General features: G+C 71.3%; 1 protein-coding gene (cut by a window edge). It reads left to right on the top strand.

All coding sequences use genetic code 11. From position 1 onward, the window contains the following. Window positions 1-16,088: the 3' portion of a type I polyketide synthase gene (locus tag HD596_RS04360; protein WP_185067996.1), read on the top strand. 11,338 nt of this gene lie to the left of the window's left edge; the window shows 16,088 of its 27,426 coding nt (coding positions 11,339-27,426); the start codon falls outside the window, past its left edge; the stop codon is at window positions 16,086-16,088.

Here is a 16,088-nt window from a genome sequence, read left to right as displayed (position 1 = left end):
CGCAGGTCACCGTGGCGGCCTGTGACGTCGCCGACCGCGCCGAACTGGCCGCCCTGCTGGCCGGCATCCCTGCGGACCGGCCGCTGCGGGGCGTCGTGCACCTGGCCGGCATCGTGGACGACGGCGCCGTGACCTCGCTGACGCACGAGCGGATCGACCGCGTCTTCGGCCCGAAGGCGGACGCGGCCCGGCATCTGCACGAGCTCACCGAGGACCTCGACCTGTCGTTCTTCGTGATGTACTCGTCCGTCGCGGCCACGATCGGCAGCGCCGGCCAGGCGAACTACGCCGCCGCGAACACGTACCTGGACGCCCTGGCCCTGCACCGGCGAGCACAGGGCCTGCCCGCCGCCTCCTTCCAGTGGGGGCTGTGGGAGTCGGACAGCGGCATGGCCGGCGCGCTGAGCCAGGTCGACGTCGCCCGCCTCAACAGGGTCGGGCTCGCGCCGCTGCCCGTGGCCGAGGGCATGTCCCTGTTCGACGCGGGGCTCGCGCTCGACAGGGGAGTGCAGATACTCGCCCGCCTCGACACGGCCGCCCTGCGCCGCCAGGACGAGATCCCCGCCGTCTTCCGTTCCCTGGTCAAGGCCCCGGCGCGCAAGCCGGCGGCCCCCAGGCAGGCCAGGGCGCGGGCCGACAAGGGCGCGCTGCTGTCGCTCATCCGTACGAGCGTCGCCCAGGTGCTCGGCCACGCCGACGCCGACTCCGTGGACATCGGGACCGCGTTCAAGGACCTCGGGTTCGACTCGCTGAGCTCCATCGAGCTGCGGAACCGGCTCAACGCCGCAACCGGCCTGCGGCTGCCCGCCACGCTCCTGTTCAACTTCCCCACCCCCGACGAACTCGCCGAGCACCTGCGCGCCGAGCTCACCGGATCCTCGCGGGCCGACCAGGTGGCAGCCCAGACCGGCACCGCCGACGAGCCCATCGCGATCGTCGGCATGGCCTGCCGCTACCCCGGCGGCGTGGTCTCCCCCGAGGACCTCTGGCAGCTCCTCACCCAGGGCGCCGACGCGATCACCACCTTCCCCGGCAACCGGGGCTGGGACCTGGACCGGCTGTACGACCCCGACCCCGCCCACGCGGGCACCAGCTACGCCCGAGAGGGCGGGTTCCTGCACGACGCCGACCTCTTCGACCCCGCGCTCTTCGGGATCTCGCCGCGCGAGGCCACCGCGATGGACCCGCAGCAGCGGCTGCTCCTCGAAACCTCGTGGGAGGCGATCGAGCGGGCCGGGATCAGTCCCAAGGCGATGCGCGGCAGCCGTACCGGCGTGTTCGCGGGCGTGATGTACCACGACTACGGCACGCGCCTGCCGCAGGCGCCCGAAGGGTTCGAGGGGTTCGTGCTCAACGGCAGCGCGGGCAGCATCGCCTCGGGCCGGGTCGCCTACACGTTCGGGCTGGAAGGCCCGGCCGTGACGGTGGACACGGCCTGCTCGTCGTCGCTGGTGGCGCTGCACCTGGCGGCGCAGTCCCTGCGGTCCGGCGAGTGCGATCTCGCCCTGGCCGGCGGGGTGACGGTGATGGCCACGCCCAGCGTCTTCATCGAGTTCTCCCGGCAGCGCGGGCTCGCCGCCGACGGCCGGTGCAAGGCGTTCTCGGCCTCCGCCGACGGCACCGGCTGGGCCGAGGGCGCGGGCATGCTGCTGGTGGAGCGGCTGTCGGACGCCCAGCGCAACGGCCACCAGGTCCTCGCCCTCATCCGGGGCACCGCGATCAACCAGGACGGCGCCAGCAACGGCCTGACCGCCCCGAACGGCCCCTCCCAGGAGCGCGTGATCCGCCAGGCCCTGGCCAACGCCGGTCTGACGACCGCGGACGTGGACGTGGTCGAGGCGCACGGCACCGGTACGACGCTGGGCGACCCGATCGAGGCGCAGGCCATCCTCGCGACCTACGGCCAGGAGCGGGACCAGCCGCTCTGGCTCGGGTCGCTGAAGTCGAACATCGGCCACACGCAGGCCGCCGCCGGAGTGGGCGGCGTGATCAAGATGGTCATGGCGATGCGTCATGGCCTCATGCCCCGGACCCTGCACGTGGACGAGCCGTCGCCGCACGTGGACTGGTCGGCGGGGGCGGTCGAACTGCTGACCTCCGCCCGTCCCTGGGACCTTCAGGAGCGCCCGCGCCGGGCCGGAGTCTCGTCCTTCGGCGTCAGCGGCACCAACGCCCACGTGATCGTCGAACAGGGTCCGGCCGCCGTCGAGCCCGTCGACGGGGACGAACCGTCGATGCCCGCCGTGCCCTGGCTCATCTCGGCCAACGACCCGGCGGGGCTTCGGGAGCAGGCGGGCAGGCTCGCGGCCTGGGCGTCTGGGGAGGACGTGCTGCCGGTTGCCGGGGTCGGGAAGGCGCTTGTCTCCGCGAGGGCGGTGTTGGAGCGGCGTGCGGTCGTGGTGGGTGCGGATCGTGACGAGTTGTTGGCTGGGTTGCGGGCGCTGGCCTCGGACGGGGTTTCCGAGGGTGGTTCTGGTGGCCGGTTGGCGTTGTTGTTCGCCGGCCAAGGGAGTCAGCGGGTCGGGATGGGCCGGCAGCTTGCTGAGGCGTTCCCGGTGTTCGCCGAGACGTTGGAGGAGATCGATCAGCTGCTGCCGATCCGTGAGGTGATGTTCAACGACCCGGACGGGGTGTTGAACGAGACCGGGATGACCCAGCCCGCGTTGTTCGCCTTCGAGGTCGCGCTGTATCGGTTGCTGGCCTCGCTCGGGGTGCGGGCGGATGTGCTGGTCGGTCATTCGGTCGGGGAGATCGCCGCCGCGCACGTGGCAGGGGTCTTCTCGCTGGCGGATGCGTGCGCTCTGGTGGCGGCCCGGGCTCGGTTGATGCAGGCCCTTCCGACCGGCGGGGCGATGCTCGCGATCGCCGCACCCGAGGCGGAGGTTGTGCCCCTGCTGGGAGACCGGGTGGGGATCGCGGCGGTCAACGGCCCGGCAGCGGTGGTGATCTCAGGCGACGCTCAGAAGATCGCGGAGATCGAGGAGCGGGTCAGCTTCAGGACGCGCAGGTTGCGGGTCTCGCATGCTTTCCACTCGCCGTTGATGGAGCCGATGCTGGCTTCCTTCGAGGAGGCCATCTCCGGTCTGACCTACCACGAGCCCACTCTTGCGGTCGTTTCCAACCTGACGGGCCGGTTGGCTGAGCCGGGCCAGCTGACCAACCCTGGTTACTGGGTTGAGCATGTGCGGCAGGCTGTGCGCTTCGCCGATGGAGTAGTGGCTGCGGAGGCTGACTGCTTCCTGGAGATCGGCCCCGATGGAGTGCTGACCGGGCTGGCCCAGCAGAGCATCGCCGACGGTGTGTTCATTCCGGCCACCCGCAAGGACCGGGACGAGGCCCGCGCCTTGGTCGAGGCGCTCGGCCGGTTGCACACCCACGGCATCATCGTGGACTGGGACGCCTACTTCGCCTCCGTCCCCACCCGGCACATCGACCTGCCCACCTACGCCTTCCAGCGCCAGCGGTACTGGCTCGACGCCGGATACTCCACCGGCGACGTCGCCTCGGGCGGCGGGCTGGCGGTCGTGGAGCACCCGCTCCTGACCGCGACCGTCCCCTCCCCGGGGACCGACACCCTCACCCTCATCGGCCGCCTGTCGCCGGCCACTCAGCCGTGGCTGGCCGACCACGTGGTGGGCGGCCGGGTGGTCGTGCCGGGCTCGGCACAGGTGGAGCTGGCGGTACGGGCCGGGGACGAGGCCGGCTGCCCCGTGCTCGACGAGCTCACCCACCAGACCCCGATGGTCCTGCCCGAGCGCGGCACCCTCCAGCTCCAGGTGGTGGTCGGAGCCGCCGACGAGTCGGGCCGCCGGCAGGTGACGATCTACTCGAGGGCCGAGGACGCCACCGACTGGAGCCAGAACGCCCAGGGCATGCTCGCCCCGGCCGCCGCCGTACCCGGCTTCGATCTCACGCGGTGGCCGCCGCCCGGCGCGCGGTCCCTCGACGTGGGCGGCGTCTACGAAGACCTCGCCGCGACCGGCATGGAGTACGGCGGCGCCTTCCAATGCCTCAAGGCCGTCTGGAAGGGCGACGACGCCGTCTACGCCGAGATCGCCCTGCCGGAGCACCTCCATCCCGAGACCCGGCGGTTCGGCCTGCACCCGGCGCTGCTCGACGCCTCCCTGCACGCCATCCCGATGTCCGGACTGCTGCCGCAGGCCGAACCTGGACGGCCGTACATCCCCTTCGCCTGGAGCCAGGTGGCGCTGCACGCCGACGGCGCGACGGTGCTACGGGTCAGGATCGCGCCCACCGCTGGCGCCGGTGTGGTCGCCCTGACCATGGCGGACGCCGCAGGTGCGCCCGTCATGGAGGTCGGCTCGCTCATGCTGCGCCCGAGCGCCGCCGACCAGCGGACGAGCGGTCCCAACACCCTGTTCCAGATCGACTGGGTGCCGGCAGGCGGACGTACCGCGCAGAACGACCTCCAGTACGAGATCTTCGACGTACCCGTGACCGAGACGGCAACCCCGCAGGCGGTCAGGTACGCCACCCATGCCGCGCTGGCGGCGGTGCAGGAGACGCTCGCCGCCGACCGGCCACCCGCGCGCCTGGTGGTCGTCACGCACGGCGCGGTCGCGGCGACCCCGGACGACGTACCGGACCCGGCGCAGGCGGCGGTGTGGGGCCTGGTACGCGCCGCGCAAGCCGAACAGCCAGACCGGTTCCTGCTCCTGGACGTGGACGACGACTCGACGGAGCCGGTCTCCCAGGCGCTGGCCACCGGTGAGCCCCAGGTGGCGGTACGGGCCGGCCGGCTGCTGGTGCCGCGCCTGAACCGGGCCGCACGGTCGGAGGAGCAGGGCGCGGCGTTCGGAGCGGACGGCACGGTGCTGGTCACCGGTGGCACCGGTGGGCTCGGCGCGCTGGTTGCCCGCCACCTTGTCACCGAGCACGAGGTCAGGCGCCTGCTGCTGGTCAGCCGTCGCGGCCCGGAGGCGCCGGGCGCGGCCGAGCTGGTCGCCGAGCTTGCTGACCTGGGCGCCGAGGTGGACGTGGCCGCCTGCGACGTGGCGGACCGCGACGCTCTCGCCCGCGTGATCGCCTTGATTCCCGCCGAGCATCCGCTGACGGGTGTCGTCCACACGGCTGGTGTTCTGGATGACGGGGTCATCGGCTCTCTCACGCCGGAGCGCGTCGATGCCGTTCTGCGGCCCAAGGCTGAGGCGGCGTGGCACCTGCACGAGCTCACGCGGGATCTCGATCTGTCGGCGTTCGTGCTGTTCTCGTCCCTGTCCGGGGTGCTGGGCAGCGCGGGCCAGGGCAACTACGCCGCTGCCAACACGTACCTGGACGCCCTGGCCCAGCGGCGCAGAGCGCAGGGCCTTCCGGCGACCTCGCTGGCGTGGGGCCTGTGGGCCACCGGCGGCATGGCGGGCGAGCTGGACGAGTCCGACCTGCGCCGCCTCGAACGCGGCGGCATCACCCCCCTGCCGATCGCCGACGGGCTGGCCTTGTTCGACGTCGCGGTCAACGGCGACCGCGCCGACCTGGTGCCGGCCGCGCTGAGCATGCCGGCGCTGCAGGCCCAGGCGCAGGCGGGCACGCTGCCCGCGCTGCTTCACGGGCTGGTCCGCGTGCCCACCCGCCGTACCAGCACGACCACCACCAGCGTGAACCTGGCCGATCTCCTGCAACTGGTGCGTGGCCAGGTGGCCACGGCGCTCGGGTTCCAGAGCGCCGACGCGGTGGAGCCGACCAAACGGTTCCAGGAGCTGGGCTTCGACTCGCTGACCGCGGTGGAGTTCCGCAACCAGCTCAACGCTGCGACGGGGCTGCGGTTGCCGGCGACGCTGGTGTTCGATTTTCCGACGGCTGAGGCGGTGGCGGAGTTCCTGGCGAGTGAGCTGGCCGGTGGGCAGAGCTTGCAGGCCGTGGCAACCACAACCACGACGGCGACGGATGAGCCGGTCGCAATCGTGGGGATGGCGTGCCGGTATCCAGGGGGTGTGGTCTCGCCGGAGGGCCTGTGGGAGCTGGTGTTCTCGGGTCGGGATGCGGTTGGGGAGTTCCCGGTTGATCGGGGTTGGGATCTGGAGAGGTTGTATGACCCGGATCCGGAGAGCCGTGGGACGTCGTATGCGCGGCATGGCGGGTTCTTGTATGACGCGGCGGAGTTTGATTCGGGATTTTTCGGGATTTCGCCGCGTGAGGCGTTGGCGATGGATCCGCAGCAGCGGTTGTTGCTGGAGGCGTCGTGGGAGGCGGTTGAGCGGGCGGGGATCGATCCGACGGGGTTGCGTGGCAGCCGGACGGGTGTGTTCGCCGGGGTCATGTACCACGACTACGCGCCCCAGCTCTCGGCCGTGCCTGGCGAGCTGGAAGGGCTCATCGGCACCGGCAGCTCCGGCAGCATCGCCTCCGGCCGGGTGAGCTACACGCTGGGACTGGAAGGCCCGGCCGTGACCGTGGACACGGCATGCTCGTCCTCCCTGGTGGCGCTCCACCTGGCGGTTCAGGCGCTGCGGTCGGGCGAATGCGACCTGGCGCTGGCCGGCGGCGTCACCGTGATGGCCACACCGAGCACCTTCATCGAGTTCTCCCGGCAACGGGGCCTGTCACCGGACGGGCGCTGCAAGGCGTTCTCGGCGGCGGCCGATGGCACCGGGTGGGGTGAGGGTGTCGGCATGCTGCTGGTGGAGCGGCTGTCGGACGCCCAGCGCAACGGTCACCGGGTGCTGGCGGTCGTCAAGGGGTCGGCGATCAACCAGGACGGTGCCAGCAACGGCCTGACCGCGCCGAACGGTCCCTCCCAGCAGCGGGTGATCCGGCAGGCCCTGGCCAACGCCGGGCTGTCGACCGGGGACGTGGACGTCGTCGAGGCGCACGGCACCGGGACCGCTCTGGGCGACCCGATCGAGGCGCAGGCGCTCCTCGCGACCTATGGCCAGGACCGGGACCAGCCGCTCTGGCTGGGGTCGATCAAGTCAAACATCGGCCACGCGCAGGCCGCGGCGGGCGTCGCAGGTGTGATCAAGATGGTCATGGCGATGCGGAACGGGGTTCTGCCGCAGACGTTGCACGTGGATGAGCCGTCGCCGCATGTGGACTGGTCGGCGGGTGCCGTTGAGTTGCTGACCGAGGCGCGGCCGTGGCAGGAGAACGGGCATGCCCGCCGTGCGGCGGTCTCCTCGTTCGGGATCAGCGGCACGAACGCTCATGTCGTGCTGGAGGAGCCTCCCGCTTCGGCGACCGAGACCGGTGGCGTGAAGTTGCCGGTGGTGCCGTGGCTGGTGTCGGCCAAGGACACGCAGGCGCTTCAGGCTCAGGCGTCTCGACTGGCGTCGTGGCTGGAGGAGCGGCCGGAACTGAAGCCGGCTGATGCCGCTTGGTCGTTGGCCACGGGGCGGGCGGTGCTGGAGCAGCGTGCGGTCGTGGTGGGCGTTGACCGTGACGAGCTGCTGGCGGGGCTGCGGGCCCTGGCCTCGGATGGGGTTTCCGAGAGTGGCTCTGGTGGCCGGTTGGCGTTGTTGTTCGCCGGTCAGGGCAGCCAGCGGGTCGGCATGGGACGCCAGCTCGCCGAGGCGTTCCCGGTGTTCGCCGAGACGCTGGAGGAGATCGACCAACTGCTGCCGATCCGCGAGGTCATGTTCAACGACCCCGATGGGGTGTTGAACGAGACGGGTATGACCCAGCCGGCGCTGTTCGCCTTCGAGGTCGCGCTCTACCGGCTGCTGGAGTCCTTCGGGGTGCGGGCGGATGTGCTGGTCGGGCACTCGATCGGGGAGATCGCCGCCGCTCACATCGCCGGGGTCTTCTCACTGGCCGATGCGTGCGCCCTGGTGGCGGCTCGGGCCCGGTTGATGCAGGCCCTCCCCACGGGTGGGGCGATGCTCGCAATCGCCGCACCCGAGGCGGAGGTCCTGCCACTCCTGGAAGGCCAGGTCGGGATCGCGGCGGTCAACGGCCCCGCAGCAGTGGTGATCTCCGGCGACGCAGAGGCAATTGCGCAGATTGAGGAGCGGGTCAGCGCTCGCACGCGCAGGTTGCGGGTCTCGCACGCCTTCCACTCGCCGCTTATGGAGCCGATGCTGGCTTCCTTCGAGGAGGCCATCGCTGGTCTGACCTACCACGAGCCCACTCTGGCGATCGTTTCCAACCTGACGGGCCAGTTGGCTGAGCCGGGGCAGCTGACCAACCCGGGTTACTGGGTTGAGCATGTGCGGCAGGCTGTGCGGTTCGCCGACGGAGTAGTGGCAGCGGAGGCTGACTGCTTCCTGGAGGTCGGCCCCGACGGCGTGCTGACCGGGTTGGGACAGCAGAGCATCGCCGATGGTGTGTTCATCCCCGCTACCCGCAAGGACCGCGACGAGGTCCGCGCGCTGCTCGAAGCCCTGAGCCGGTTGCACACCCACGGCATCACCGTGGACTGGACCGCAGTGCTGACTCCGGCCCAGCACGTCGATCTGCCCACCTACGCCTTCCAGCGAGAGCGGTACTGGGTGCCCGCCGCACAGGACACCGGCGATGTGGACGCCGCCGGGCTGGGCGCCATTGATCACCCCGTACTCCGTGCCGCCATCTCGGCGCCGGACTCCGACACTCACACCTTCACGGGTCGGTTGTCGCTGGCAACGCAGCCATGGCTGGCCGATCACCAGGTCAACGGCCGGGTGGTGGTGCCGGGTGCGGCGCTGGTGGAGCTGGCGGTGCGGGCTGGGCACGAGCTGGACTGCCCGCAGTTGCGGGAGCTGACCATCCAAGCGCCGCTGCTGGTGCCTGCCGAGGGCGGCGTGCACATCCAGCTGGTCGCCGGACCAGCCGATGAGACAGGCGCCCGTCCGGTGAGCCTCCATTCCCGCAGCAGCCAGGCCGGGGAGTGGGTGCAGCACGCCCAAGGTCTGCTCGCCGAGCAGGCCGAGGAGCCGGTGTTCGAACTGGCTCAGTGGCCTCCGGCCGGGGCTACTCCGGTCGACGTCGAGCAGCTGTATGACGACCTGGCTGCGAGTGGATTGGAGTACGGGCCGCTCTTCCAAGGCTTGATCGCCGCCTGGCAGCAGGGAAGCACGGTGTTCGCCGAGATCACGCTGCCGGAGCAGGCGCACGCCGAGGCGGGCAGGTTCGGTTTGCACCCGGCCTTGTTGGACGCCTCCTTGCACGCTGCCGCGCTGGGTGAGGTGGTGCCGAGAGCGGAGGCTGGGCGGCCGTATCTGCCGTTCGCCTGGAGCGGGGTGTCGCTGCACGCGGCCGGTGCGAGCAGCCTGCGCGTCAAGGTGAGCGCGGCCGGCGCGGCGAGCATCGCGTTGAGCATCGCCGACGAGACCGGCGCGCCGGTGGCCGAGGTCAATGCGCTCACCTTGCGCGCCCTGTCCGCCACCGAACTCAGCGCGTCCGGAATCCAGGGCTTGCTGCACCAGCTCGACTGGATCGCGATCCCTCCCGCGTCCAGCTCGCAAGCACCCCAGTGGGCAGTGCTGGGTTCCGACGACTTGGGCACCGGCGCCCAGACGTACCCGGACCTGGCCGCGATTGAGCCGGTGGAGGCGGTCCTGGTCGCGTGCCCGGCCGGCCAGGACGTGCACGCGACGACCCACGCGACGCTGGAGCTGGCGCAGGAGTGGCTTGCCGACGACCGCCTGGCCTCATCCCGGCTGGTCGTCGTCACCCGCGGCGCGGTGGCCGCGGCCGCGGACGACGTACTTGATGCGGCGCAGGCGGCGGTGTGGGGTCTGGTGCGGGCCGCGCAGGCCGAGCAGCCCGGCAGGTTCGTGCTGCTGGACCTGGACGGCGACACATCCGAGGACGTGATCGGCCGCGCGCTGGCGTCGGGCGAGCCGCAACTCGCGGTACGGGCGGGCGAGCTGTGGGTGCCGCGCCTGGGCCGTGCCACGGAGCTGGAGGATCGCGGCCCGGTGTTCGGCCCGGAGGGCACGGTGCTGGTCACCGGCGGGACAGGTGGGCTGGGCGCGTTGGTGGCCCGGCACCTGGTGGTCGCGCACGAGGTCAGGCACCTGCTGCTGGTCAGCCGCCGGGGCCTGGAGGCGCCCGGTGCCGCCGCACTCGCGGTGGAGCTGGCCGAGCACGGCGCGAACGTGTCGGTGGCCGCCTGCGACGTCGGCGACCGAGACGCCCTCGCCCGCCTGATCACCTCGATCCCCGCCGAACATCCGCTGACGGGTGTCGTCCACACGGCTGGTGTTCTGGATGACGGTGTCATCGCCTCCCTCACGCCGGAGCGCATCGACGCCGTTCTGCGGCCCAAGGCTGAGGCGGCGTGGCACCTGCACGAGCTCACGCGGGATCTCGATCTGACCGCGTTCGTGCTGTTCTCCTCGGTGGCCGGGGTGCTGGGCAGCGCGGGCCAGGGCAACTACGGCGCGGCCAACGCGTACCTGGACGCGCTGGCACACAACCGCAGAGCGCAGGGTCTCCCGGCCACCTCGCTGGCCTGGGGCGTCTGGGACACCGACGGTATGGCGGGCGAGCTCAAGGAAGCCGACCTGCGCCGCATGGAACGCGCAGGCGTGAGGCCGCTGTCCATCGATGACGGGCTCGCTCTCTTCGACACCGCCGTGTCGTCCGGGCAGGCGCTGCTGATTCCCGCACGGTTCGTACAAACCCGGACCAACGGGCGCACCCCGGTGCGTCGTGCCGGCGGCGCCAACGGCCTCGCCCAGCGTCTGGCCGCGCTGGACCCGGCCGAACGCCGAGCGATGCTGACAGACCTGGTCCGCGGCAGCGCGGCCACGGTACTCGGGTTCGCCGACGGGTCGGCCATCGACCGGCAACGCCAGTTCCAGGACCTCGGCTTCGACTCGCTGACCGCGGTCGAGTTCCGCAACCAGCTCAACGCTGCCACCGGACTGCGGCTCCCGGCCACCCTCATCTTCGACTACCCGACCGCTGAGGCGGTGGCGGAGTTCCTGGCGGGTGAGCTGGTCGGCGGGCAGACCTCGCAGGCCGTGGCAGCCACCACGACGGCGACGGACGAGCCGATCGCGATCGTCGGCATGGCGTGCCGGTACCCGGGTGGCGTGACCTCGCCGGAGGACCTCTGGGAGTTGGTGGCGCAGGCGCGGGACGCGATCGGAGACTTCCCGACCGATCGCGGCTGGGATGTGGAAGGGGTGTACGGGCCGGAGCCCGGCACGCCGGGCAAGACTTACACGCGCCTGGGCGGGTTCCTGTACGACGCCGCCGAGTTCGACCCTGTGTTCTTCGGGATTTCGCCGCGTGAGGCGTTGGCGATGGATCCGCAGCAGCGACTGCTCCTCGAAACCTCGTGGGAGGCGGTTGAGCGGGCGGGGATCGATCCGACGGGGTTGCGGGGGAGTCGGACGGGTGTGTTCGCGGGGGTGATGTATCACGACTACGGGTTGGGGACTCCGGCGAACTCCAGTGGCGGGAGTCTGGTGTCGGGTCGGGTCTCTTACACGTTGGGGCTGGAGGGCCCGGCGGTGACGGTGGATACGGCGTGTTCGTCGTCGTTGGTGGCGTTGCATTGGGCGGCTCAGGCGTTGCGGTCGGGGGAGTGTGATCTGGCGCTGGCCGGTGGTGTGACGGTGATGTCGACGCCGGGGATGTTCATCGAGTTTTCGCGGCAGCGGGGCCTGTCCCCAGACGGCCGGTGCAAGGCGTTCTCGGCTTCGGCGGATGGCACAGGCTGGGGTGAGGGTGTCGGCGTGCTGCTGGTGGAGCGCTTGTCGGATGCTCAGCGCAACGGTCACCAGATCCTGGCGGTCCTCAAGGGGTCGGCGATCAACCAGGACGGTGCGAGCAATGGGATCACGGCCCCGAACGGTCCTTCGCAGCAGCGGGTGATCCGGCAGGCCCTGGCCAACGCCGGTCTGTCGGCCGCCGATGTGGATGTGGTCGAAGCACATGGCACGGGCACCAAACTCGGCGACCCGATCGAGGCCCAGGCGCTCCTCGCCACCTACGGGCAGGAGCGGGACCAGCCGCTGTGGCTTGGCTCGCTGAAGTCGAACATCGGTCACACGCAGGCCGCTGCCGGTGTGGGCGGCGTGATCAAGATGGTCATGGCGATGCGGAACGGCCTGATGCCCCAGACCCTGCACGTGGACGAGCCGTCGCCGCACGTGGACTGGACGACCGGCGCCGTTGAGCTGCTGACCGAGGCGCAGCCGTGGCAGCAGAACGGGCACGCCCGCCGTGCGGCGGTCTCCTCGTTCGGGATCAGCGGCACGAACGCGCATGTCGTGCTGGAGGAGCCTCCCGCTTCGATAACCGAGGCCAATGGCGCGGAGCCACGGGTGGTGCCATGGCTGGTCTCCGGGAGGACTCGCGAAGCGCTTCAGGCTCAGGCGTCTCGACTGGCGTCGTGGCTGGAGGAGCGGCCAGAGCTGAAGCCGGCTGATGCCGCTTGGTCGTTGGCGACCGGGCGGGCGGTGCTGGAGCAGCGTGCGGTCGTGGTGGGTGCTGATCGTGACGAGTTGCTGGCTGGGTTGCGGGCGCTGGCCTCGGATGGGGTTTCCGAGAGTGGCTCTGGTGGCCGGTTGGCGTTGTTGTTCGCTGGTCAGGGCAGTCAGCGGGTCGGGATGGGGCGGCGGCTCGCTGAGGCGTTCCCGGTGTTCGCCGAGACGCTGGAGGAGATCGACCAGCTGCTGCCGATCCGTGAGGTGATGTTCGACGATCCCGATGGGGTGTTGAACGAGACGGGGATGACTCAGCCGGCGTTGTTCGCCTTCGAGGTGGCTTTGTACCGGCTGTTGGAGTCCTTCGGGGTGCGGGCGGATGTGCTGGTCGGGCACTCGATCGGGGAAATCGCCGCGGCGCACGTGGCCGGGGTGTTCTCGCTGGCGGATGCGTGCGCGCTGGTGGCGGCTCGGGCCCGGTTGATGCAGGCCCTCCCGACCGGCGGTGCGATGTTGGCGGTCGCGGCGTCCGAGGCGGAGGTCCTGCCTCTGCTGGAGGGCCAGGTGGGGATCGCGGCGGTCAACGGCCCCGCAGCGGTGGTGATCTCCGGCCACGCTCAGAAGATCGCAGAGATCGAGGAGCGGGTCAGCTTCAGGACGCGCAGGTTGCGGGTCTCGCATGCTTTCCATTCGCCGCTGATGGAGCCGATGCTGGCTTCCTTTGAGGAGGCCATTGCCGGTCTGACCTACCACGAGCCGACGGTTGCGATCGTTTCCAACCTGACGGGCCGGTTGGCTGAGCCGGGCCAGCTGACCAACCCGGGTTACTGGGTTGAGCATGTGCGGCAGGCCGTGCGGTTCGCCGACGGGGTGATGGCTGCGGAGGCTGACTGCTTCCTGGAGATCGGCCCGGATGGGGTGCTGACCGGGCTGGCCCAGCAGAGCATCGCCGATGGTGTGTTCGTTCCCGCCACCCGCAAGGACCGGGATGAAGTCCGCGCCCTGATGGAGGCGCTGGGCCGGCTGCACACCCACGGGATCACCGTGGACTGGACGACCGTGCTGGCACCGGCCAGGCACGTCGACCTGCCCACCTACGCCTTCCAGCACCAGCGGTACTGGGTGCCGGCCAGTCTGGAGTCCGGTGATGTGGACGCCGCCGGGCTGGGCGCCATCGAGCATCCGATGTGGAGTGCGATGACCGAGGTGGCCGGCGGCGCATCGGTCATCTTCACCGGCCGCCTGTCCCTCACGTCACAGCCCTGGCTGGCCGATCACCAGGTCAACGGCCGGGTGGTGGTGCCGGGTGCGGCGCTGGTGGAGCTGGCGGTGCGGGCCGGGCACGAGCTGGACTGCCCGCAGCTGCGGGAGCTGACCATCCAGGCGCCGTTGCTGGTTCCTGCCGAGGGCGGCGTGCACATCCAGCTGGTCGCCGGACCATACGACGAGTCAGGCACCCGTCCCATAAGCCTCCATTCCCGCAGCAACCAGGCCGCGGAGTGGGTGCAGCACGCCCAAGGACTGCTCGCCGACCAGGCCGAGGAGCCGGTGTTCGACCTGGCTCAGTGGCCCCCGGCCGGGGCTACTCCGGTCGACGTCGAGCAGCTTTACGACGACCTGGCCGCGGATGGGTTGGAATACGGCCCGCTGTTCCAGGGGCTGACCGCCGCCTGGCGGCAGGGAAGCGCGGTGTTCGCCGAGATCACGCTGCCGGAGCAGGCGCACGCCGAGGCGGGCCGGTTCGGTTTGCACCCAGCCCTGCTGGATGCCTCCCTGCACGCCGCCGCGCTGGGCGAGGTGGTGCCGCGCGCGGAGGCAGGGCGGCCGTATCTGCCGTTCGCCTGGAGCGGGGTGTCGTTGCACGCGGCCGGTGCGAGCAGCCTGCGCGTCAAGGTGAGCGCGGCCGGCACGGCGAGCATCGCGTTGAGCATCGCCGACGCGAGCGGCGCGCCGGTGGCCGAGATCGACACCCTGACCCTGCGTGCCCTGTCCACCACCGAGCCCCAGGGCTTGCTGCACCAGCTCGACTGGATCGCGATCCCGCCCGCGTCCGGCTCGCAAGCACCCCAGTGGGCAGTGCTGGGTTCCGACGACTTGGGCACCGGCGCCCAGACATACCCCGATCTGGCCGCGATTGAGCCGGTGGAGGCGGTCCTGGTCGCGTGCCCAGCCGCTGGCCAGGACGTGCACGCCACCACCCACGCGACGCTGGAGCTGGTCCAGGAGTGGCTTGCCGACGACCGCTTGGCCTTGTCCCGGCTGGTCGTCGTCACCCGCGGCGCGGTGGCCGCGACCGTGGACGACGTACCTGATGCGGCGCAGGCGGCGGTGTGGGGTCTGGTACGGGCCGCGCAGGCCGAGCAGCCCGGCAGGTTCGTGCTGCTGGACCTGGACGGCGACACGTCCGAGGACGTGATAGGCCGGGCGCTGGCGTCGGGCGAGCCGCAACTCGCGGTGCGGGCGGGCGAGCTGTGGGTGCCGCGCCTGGGCCGTGCCACGGAGCTGGAGGATCGCGGCCCGGTGTTCGGCCCGGAGGGCACGGTGCTGGTCACCGGCGGGACAGGTGGGCTGGGGGCGCTGGTGGCCCGGCACCTCGTCACCGAGCACGAGGTCAGACGCCTGCTGCTGGTCAGTCGTCGCGGCCCGGAGGCGCCGGGCGCGGCCGAGCTGGTCGCCGAGCTGGAAGGACTCGGCGCCCAGGTGAACGTGACCGCCTGCGACGTGGCCGACCGCGAGGCGCTGGCGGCGGCGGTCGCCTCGGTGGCGGACTCGCTGACCGGAGTCGTGCACACGGCCGGCGTGCTGGACGACGGCGTGATCACCTCTCTGACGTCCGAACGGCTCGACACGGTCCTGCGACCCAAGGCCGACGCCGTCTGGCACCTGCACGAGCTCACCCAAGATCTGAACCTGACCGCGTTCGTCCTGTTCTCCTCGCTGGCCGGCGTGCTGGGCAGTGCAGGCCAGGGCAACTACGCCGCCGCCAACGCGTACCTGGACGCCCTGGCGCACCACCGCACAGCCGAGGGTCTCCCGGCGACCTCCCTCGCCTGGGGCCTCTGGACGACCAGCGGCATGGCGGGCGAGCTGACGGAGGCCGACCTGCGCCGCATGGAACGCGCAGGCGTGCAGCCCCTGACCACCGAGGAGGGACTGGAACTCTTCGACGTCGGCGTCCGCTCCGGCCGCGCCGCGCTGGTCCCCGCGAAGTTCACCAAGGCGGGGACCCGTACCCGGCCACGCCGTGTCCGCCCGGCCCAGGGACTGGCGGAACGGCTGGCCACGATGGAGCCGGACCAGCTGCAGGACACGCTGTCGGAGCTCGTCAGAGGCCAGGTCGCCGCGGTGCTCGGGTTCGCCGACGGGTCGGTGATCGAGCCGGGCCGCCAGTTCCAGGATCTCGGCTTCGACTCCCTGACCGCGGTCGAACTCCGCAACCAGCTCAACACGGCCACCGGACTCCAGCTCCCGGCCACGCTCATCTTCGACTACCCGACTCCCCACGACCTGACGCGATTCGTACTGGAGCAGCTCTTCCCGGCCGCCGCGGCCAGGACGGCCGGGCCCGCCGCGGCCCGGAGCGACGCCGAGGTACGGCAGCTCCTGACGACCATCCCGATCTCACGGCTACGTGAGGCCGGGCTGCTGGACAGCCTGTTCCGCCTAGCCGGCCCGGAGGAGGACGGAGAGCCGAACGGCAGGACCGAGGAGATCGACAGCATGGACGCCGACCTCCTGATTCAGCTCGCCCTTGAAGGCGGGAGTTCCTAG

It is taken from the genome of Nonomuraea jabiensis, from assembly GCF_014204795.1.
Lineage (GTDB): Bacteria > Actinomycetota > Actinomycetes > Streptosporangiales > Streptosporangiaceae > Nonomuraea > Nonomuraea jabiensis.
This window is presented reverse-complemented; position numbering and strand designations above follow the sequence as displayed.